Annotated in this window: 6 protein-coding genes; 4 read left to right on the top strand and 2 right to left on the bottom strand. The window is 71.8% G+C overall.

Translation table 11 applies throughout. The features are described from left to right. Positions 1 to 164: 164 nt before the first annotated feature. Positions 165 to 1,043, top strand: a complete 879-nt coding sequence (locus AB0D48_RS14845) for an AraC family transcriptional regulator (protein ID WP_362395461.1) — start codon at positions 165 to 167, stop codon at positions 1,041 to 1,043. A 187-nt stretch (positions 1,044 to 1,230) separates the two neighbouring features. Here the strand turns inward: AB0D48_RS14845 and AB0D48_RS14840 are convergent, their stop codons facing one another. Then, positions 1,231 to 1,617, bottom strand: a complete 387-nt coding sequence (locus tag AB0D48_RS14840; RefSeq protein WP_362395458.1) for a hypothetical protein — start codon at positions 1,615 to 1,617, stop codon at positions 1,231 to 1,233. Positions 1,618 to 1,906: 289 nt separating this feature from the next. Between AB0D48_RS14840 and AB0D48_RS14835 the strand changes: the two genes are divergently transcribed. After that, positions 1,907 to 3,595, top strand: a complete 1,689-nt coding sequence (locus AB0D48_RS14835; protein WP_362395456.1) for a hypothetical protein — start codon at positions 1,907 to 1,909, stop codon at positions 3,593 to 3,595. A gap of 169 nt (positions 3,596 to 3,764) precedes the next feature. Here AB0D48_RS14835 and AB0D48_RS14830 read toward each other — a convergent pair whose 3' ends face one another. Continuing rightward, positions 3,765 to 3,968, bottom strand: coding sequence for a cold-shock protein (locus tag AB0D48_RS14830; RefSeq protein ID WP_030162033.1), 204 nt, complete (start codon positions 3,966 to 3,968; stop codon positions 3,765 to 3,767). Positions 3,969 to 4,205: 237 nt separating this feature from the next. Here AB0D48_RS14830 and AB0D48_RS14825 point away from each other — a divergent pair, with 237 nt between their 5' ends. Both AB0D48_RS14825 and AB0D48_RS14820 read left to right on the top strand, forming a co-directional pair. Beyond that, a complete protein-coding gene (locus AB0D48_RS14825; protein ID WP_362395452.1) occupies positions 4,206 to 5,069 on the top strand; it encodes a menaquinone biosynthesis protein in 864 nt (287 codons plus the stop codon). 159 nt (positions 5,070 to 5,228) lie between these two features. Continuing rightward, entirely contained in the window at positions 5,229 to 7,085 is a 1,857-nt protein-coding gene (locus AB0D48_RS14820) for a serine/threonine-protein kinase (RefSeq protein WP_362395449.1), read from the top strand. Positions 7,086 to 7,105: the final 20 nt, after the last annotated feature.

The raw sequence follows: 7,105 nt of genomic DNA, 5'->3' as shown, positions 1-7,105 counted from the left end.
GATAACTACCCACTCCCCCCCACACTCTTTCCCTCCTCGACGCTCTTCCGAGCCCCACCCCCCCACCCCCCACCCCCCGCCCCCGACCGCACCCGGCACAAGATGTCGGGTGCGGGAGGGGGGCTCCTTCCTAGCGTGAGGCGTGCAACGGAAGGAGGCCCGGGGTGCTGGAAGGGCTCAACCAGGCCATGGATCACATCGAGGCGCGGCTCGACGGCGTGATCGACATCCGCGAGCTGGCACGGATCGCGGTGACGTCGGAGTACCACTTCCGCCGGCTGTTCTCGGCACTCGCCGGGATGCCGCTGTCGGAGTACATCCGGCGCCGGCGGCTGACGGTCGCGGGCGCCGAGGTACTGGCCGGCGAGCGGACACTGCTCGACATCGCCGTGCGGTACGGCTACGGCTCGGGTGAGTCCTTCGCCCGCGCGTTCCGCGCCGTGCACGGCGTCGGGCCGGGCGAAGCCCGGCAGACCGGCGCGGCCCTGCAGTCCCAGCCCCGGATGTCCTTCCGACTCGTCGTCGAAGGGAGCAGCAGCATGCAGTACAAGGTCGTGGAGAAGGACGCGTTCAAGGTGGTGGGCAAGAAGGCCCGGGTCCCCCTCGTCCACGAGGGGGCGAACCCGGCCATCGCCGAGTTCATCCGAGGCATCGGGCCGGACACGGTACGGCGCATCGCCGGCCTGTCCGACCAGGACCCGGAAGGGATCGTGTCGGTCAGTGACGACCTCGACCCCAGCCGGGCGGAGGGGACCGAACTGGACTACTACCACGCCGTGGTGACCAGCGCGGCCGACGTGCCGCAGGACCTGGACGTGCTCCGCGTTCCGGCGGGCACGTGGGCCGTCTTCGAGAACTCCGGCCCCTTCCCGCAGGCGCTCCAGCACCTGTGGCGGGACGTGTTCACCCAGTGGTTCCCGTCCAACCCGTACGAGAGCCGACCGGGCCCCGAGATCCTCCGGGTCCGGCCGGACGAGTCCGGCGAGGCCGAGGCGGCCCTGTGGATCCCGGTCGTGCGGGCGGATGCGCCGAAGCGCGGCTGAACCGTACGAGCGCGGCTCAGGGCGCGGCCCAAGCCCCAGCGGATTGTGCGGGGCGGGTGGGGCGCGCCCATGACGTGAGCGGCGCCCGGTGTCCATCACCGGGCGCCGCTCACGTGGTCCGCCCATGCCGTCACTTGCGGGGGCGGCGGCCTCCTCCTCGTACCGCCCGGCCTCCGGGAGCGTCCTGTCAGGACGACCCAGGGAACTGCGTGAGGCGGTTCACCTCGGCCACGTGGCGGCTCAGGCGGTTGTCCGTGGCGCCCGAGGTGTAGAGGACCGTGCCGACGACGGCGAGGGGGAGGGAGAACAGGAGGACGGCGAGGAGGTCGGCCCAGTCGCGCTCCATGGCGCAGCTTGTGCCCTCCGCCTCGGCATACGACTCCCGCGTGCTCTCGTAGAAGACCCGCGAGGCGCACTCCCGGTCGTTCCGGCCGTGCTCCACGGAGTACGGGAGCAGCACTTGGCAGGCGAGCCAGAGCCAGATGCCGGAGGCGGCTGCGATCAGCCCGAAGCCCCAGGCCTGCTTGTGGCTCGCCCGCGCGCGGAACGCGGTGTCGTACACGAGTGCCCTCATTCGCCCGAAAGTAGCAGCCGGTGACGGCCCTCGGTCGCCCCCGGTCGTCCCCCGGCTGTCCCACCGTCGGACCAGGGCCTTGTACGGCTGCCGTGCAGAACGGGGCATTCCAGGCACCGACTTGGGTCTTCTGGTCGTTCGGTCGTGAGGGCCCGGTGAAGCCGAGACGAATGGTGTGTCACATCTGCAGGGGGGACGGCGAGTCTCCTCCGAATACCTGATAGACAGTGGATATCCACGGCCCTGTCGGCCGTGCACCTCTGACGGCTCCTGGGGGGATCGCCGCACTGTGAAGCCGCTTCACCGTCACCTCGTCAACACCTCGCGCAAGGTCCTGTGCACGGCCGCCCTCGCGGCCAGCCTGACCACCGCCGCGGTCGTGACCAATCCGTCGACCGCCGACGCGGGGGAGTCCGAGCCGACCCCGGACAGTCCGCAGGCAGCCGACCGTGGTGATGCCCGGCTGGACCTGCCCGTGGACGTCGCCGATCCGCAGGTTCCCCCGGGCGCGACCGCCACGGAGGGGGCCAGCGGGATACCCGCGACCGCCCTCGACGCCTACAAGCGTGCCGAGCTGTCGGTGGCCGCAGCGCTGCCCGGCTGCAAGCTGCCCTGGCAGCTGCTCGCCGGCATCGGCCGGGTCGAGTCCGTGCACGCCTCGGGCTACGGTCTCAAGGCCGACGGTTACACGGAGAAGCCGATCCGCGGCCCCCGCCTCGACGGCAACGGCTTCGCGGAGATCCGCGACACCGACAAGGGCGAGTGGGACGCGGACACCGAGTACGACCGGGCCGTCGGCCCACTGCAGTTCATCCCCTCCACGTGGAAGACCTGGGGCGCCGACGGGAACGGCGACGCCAAGCGCGATCCGAACAACATGTACGACGCGGCGCTGGGCGCGGGCCTCTACCTGTGCGCGGGCGACCGGGACCTCTCGAACCCGGCCAAGCTCGACTCGGCGATCCTCAGCTACAACAACTCGCGCGAGTACGTGAACACCGTGCTCGGCTACATGCGGCAGTACCAGGACGGCGGCACCACCGAGGTGCCGAACCCGCCCGTGGGCAACTACCCGACGGAGCCGCCGGGCACCCTGCCCACCCCCCAGCCGCAGCCCCAGCAGCAGAAGCCGGCCCCCGCCCCGAAGCCGACGCCCACGCCGACTCCGACCCCCACGCCGACTCCGACCCCGACCCCGACTCCGGCTCCGCGCCTGGCGGATCTGGCGGTGCTCGGCGGGCCCGGCCTCACGGCCGAGGCCGGGACGGCGTTCGCCGAGGTCCCGAGGGTCAAGGTGGTCCTCAGCGACGGCAAGCCCGCCGTCGGGCAGGAGGTCGTCTTCGCGGTCGAGGCCGACACCACCGGCGGCACCGCGTTCCCCCAGGCTCCGGCGAACTCGCTGGTGGTCAAGGCGGACGCCCAGGGCATGGCGGCCGCGCCGGGTCTGAAGGCGGGCCCCAAGGAGGGCACCTTCTCCTTGCGGATCACGGCCTACGACAAGGCGGGCAAGCTCTCGACGGCCTTCACCGGCACGGTCACGCCGAAGCCGTTCGCCGACCTGCTGGCCCGTCCGGACGGCTCGAAGCCGCTGGAGGCGGTCGCCGGTACGAGCGTCACGGGCGTCGAGGTCCTCGCCACGGCCAAGGGCAAGGCCGTGGCCGGTACGGAGGTCCGCACCGAGCTGGTCGTGAAGGACGCGGACGGCAAGTGGATGCCCGTGGACCCGGCGACCGCCAAGGGCCCGTACTTCAAGGACGAGACCGGCAAGAAGGTCTTCAGCCTGCCGCTGCTCACGGCGGGCGCCGACGGCAAGATCGCCCTGCCGGCGATCTTCACCGACGCCGACCTGGCCGCAGGGACGTACTCCCTGCGCCTGATCACCCCGCAGAACGTGACCCTGATCCTGGACATCAAGATCACGGCCCCGGCCACGGCCCCCACCCCCGCGACGGCCCCCACCCCGGCCACCGCCAAGTAACAGCAGACGAGGCCGCCCGGCACCGTGGAAACGGTGCCGGGCGGCCTCGTGCGTTGTCCGTCCTCATGGGGACGGACAAAGGCAGGAGCCCTGCCGCTCTGCTCGCGCAGAGGTGACAGGGCTCCTTGGGTACTGCTTATTCCAACCGCGATTAGGTTGGCCCAGGCGACTAGGCCGGGGTGACGTTCTCCGCCTGCGGGCCCTTCGGACCCTGCGTGACGTCGAAGTTCACCATCTGGTTCTCCTCGAGGGAGCGGAAGCCAGAGGCGTTGATCGCGGAGTAGTGGACGAAGACATCCGGGCCGCCGCCGTCCTGGGCGATGAAGCCGAAGCCCTTTTCAGCGTTGAACCACTTCACGGTTCCGGTAGCCATGAGCCCTCCTATGGGCCAAAGGGTCGCCCTGCTCCAGAACCTGCTAAGAAGTCTGAAAACTACAAAAGCCTGCGGGTCACATTCTCCGCAGGCCTCGTACTGCAAGGGAAACCAAACTGCAACTTGCGACGAGCCTAGCACGCACCCCGCGGCCGAGACCAGAGGGAAAGATCACGTCACTCGGACGTTTGAGACCCGTCGGAAGGCTGACGGAGATGCGGGGGCTAGTCTCGCGATGTGGACGTCTATCGCAGCCGGCCCCGCGTCGGCCACATTCAGTTCCTGAACTGCCTGCCCCTCTACTGGGGGCTGGCCAGAACCGGCACGCTGCTGGACCTGGAGCTGACCAAGGACAGCCCCGAGAAGCTCAGTGAGCGTCTCGTCCGGGGGGAGCTGGACATCGCCCCGATCACCCTCGTGGAGTTCCTCCGCAACGCCGACCAGCTCGTCGCCTTCCCCGACATCGCGGTCGGCTGCGACGGTCCCGTGATGTCCTGCGTGATCGTCTCGCAGGTGCCGCTGGAGCAGCTCGACGGAGCCCGCGTCGCCCTCGGCTCGACCTCTCGTACGTCCGTACGCCTCGCCCAGCTGCTGCTTTCCGAGCAGTACGGGGTCCAGCCCGACTACTACACCTGCCCGCCCGACCTCAGCGTGATGATGCAGGAGGCGGACGCGGCCGTGCTGATCGGCGACGCCGCACTGCGCGCCTCGCTCCACGACGCCCCCCGGCTCGGCCTGGCCGTGCACGACCTGGGGCAGATGTGGAAGGAGTGGACGGGACTGCCCTTCGTCTTCGCCGTCTGGGCCGCCCGCAAGGACTACCTCGTCCGCGAGCCCGTCGTCGTGCAGAAGGTCCACGAGGCGTTCCTCGCCTCCCGGGACGTGTCCCTGGAGGAGGTCACCAAGGTCGCCGAGCAGGCGGCCCGCTGGGAGGCCTTCGACGCGGAGCTGCTGGAGCGGTACTTCACGACGCTCGACTTCCGCTTCGGTCCGGAACAGCTCGCCGGCGTGAGGGAATTCGCACGCCGTACGGGTCCGACGACCGGGTACGCCTCGGATGTGACTCTGGAACTCCTGAACGCGGCCGTTCCGGAACACTGACCGGTTACCGTGCAGCGGGAATTCCCGCCCTTTCCCCCTTTCCGTATCCGCGAGGGGAATGCGAAGGGGTGCGGGATCCCTTCTCCTGTCCCGGCGGCACCACGTGACGCCCTAAGGTGCTGCTTGGTCAGATCAACGATCTCGGGGGATGGGGACGCGATGCAGTCGCTCGAAGCCGGTGAGCCGCGGACCATCGGCCCGTACCGACTGCTCGGCCGGCTCGGCGCGGGTGGCATGGGCCGGGTCTACCTGGGACGCAGCGCCGGCGGCCGGACCGTCGCCGTCAAGATCGTGCACCCGCACTTCGCCGCCGACGAGGAGTTCCGGGCCCGCTTCCGCCGCGAGGTCGAGGCCGCCCGGCGGGTGGGCGGCAAGTGGACCGCGCCCGTGCTCGACGCGGATCCGGAGGCTCCGGTGCCGTGGGTGGCCACCGGGTACGTGGCGGGCCCCTCCCTGGACCGGGCGCTGGCCGCGCACGGGCCGCTGCCCGAGGCCTCGGTACGGGCGATCGGCGCGGGGCTGGCCCGCGCCCTGGTGGCGGTGCACGGGCTGGGCCTCGTACACCGGGACGTGAAGCCGTCGAACGTGATGCTGACCCTCGACGGTCCCCGGCTGATCGACTTCGGGATCGCCAGGGCCACGGACGGCACGGCCTCGCTCACCTCCACCGGCGTCTCCGTCGGCTCGCCGGGCTACATGTCGCCCGAGCAGATCCTCGGCAAGGGGATCACCGGAGCGGCCGACGTGTTCTCGCTGGGGGCGGTACTGGCCTTCGCGGCGACCGGACGCCCGCCCTTCACCGGGGACAACTCGGCGACCCTCCTCTATAAGGTCGTCCACGAACCGCCCGAGCTCGGCGCGGTCCCTGCCGGGCAGCTGCGCGAGCTGATCGAGGCCTGCCTGGCCAAGACGGCCGCCGACCGGCCCGCCCCCGAGGCGATCGCGACGGCCCTCGACGGGGCCCTCCTCGCGCCGGGCTGGCTGCCCGCGCCCCTGGTGGAGGAGGCCAGCCGCGCGGCGGTGGCACTGCTCGACCTGGACGCCGATTCCTCCGGGGGCGATCCGGCTCCGGAACAGGGGTCGGGGCCGGTGCCGTTCACGGCCGCTTCCCACGGGGGCCCCGCGGGGGCCGGGTTCGGGTCGCCCGACCCGTCCTACGGGGGCCAGGGCCAGGCGGGCCCGTACGGCTCCTTCGGCGCGGCCGCCGGCGTGTACGGGAACCCGGCCGGGGCGAGGGGCGGCGGGGGCGCCGACGCCGGCCCCTCCGGCGGCCCGGGGTTCGGGTCCTCGGATCCCGCGTACGGGCAGGCCGCCGCGGCCGCCCGTACCGGGGGCCCGTACGGCCCCTACGGGTCGCCCACCGATACCGCCGGCGGGGGTGTGCCCGCGCCCCGGACCGCCCTCGACGGGCGGCAGGTCACCGTCAGCGCCGCCGGGCGGCGGTTCAGCTGCACCCTCGTGCTCGCCGCGGCCGCCGTACTGGCCGGGCTCTCCGGCGGGCTGTACGGGATGGGCCTGCTGCCCGGGCAAGGGGACGAGGGACGGGACCTCGCCGACGGCAGTTCGCGGCCCTCCACCGCGGCCTCCCCGGCGCCGGCCGCCACGCCGAGCGTGAAGGGCAGCGCCGACGCCACGCAGCCCCCCGAGGGGACCCGTGACGACGTCCCCGAAAAGCTCACCGGCACCTGGAAGGGCACGGTCACCACCGCCCGCATTGGGGTCCCCACCGAGTTCGAGATCACCATCAAGGCCGGCAAGGTCGGCGACGTCGTCGCCCGGGACAAATCGGTCCTGGCCGTCCTGGGCACCGACTGCAGCGGCGACTGGAAGCTCGCCTCCGCCACCGACCGTTCGCTCGTGCTGGACACCGCGGGCGGCCCCAACCCGGCTCCCGGGATCTGCTCCAACGGCTCCGCCGACGAGCGGTTCACCCTCAACGAGAACGGAACGCTGCACTACAAGTCAGGGGACGCCCCGGCCGGAAACCCCGAGGGCGACCTGACCCGTAGCCCCTGATCGCCGCCGACGGCCGCTGG

Source organism: Streptomyces sp. NPDC048269, assembly GCF_040652395.1.
Taxonomy (GTDB): domain Bacteria; phylum Actinomycetota; class Actinomycetes; order Streptomycetales; family Streptomycetaceae; genus Streptomyces.
The sequence above is the reverse complement of the archived record's forward strand: the minus strand, read 5'-3'. Positions and strand labels throughout refer to the sequence as shown.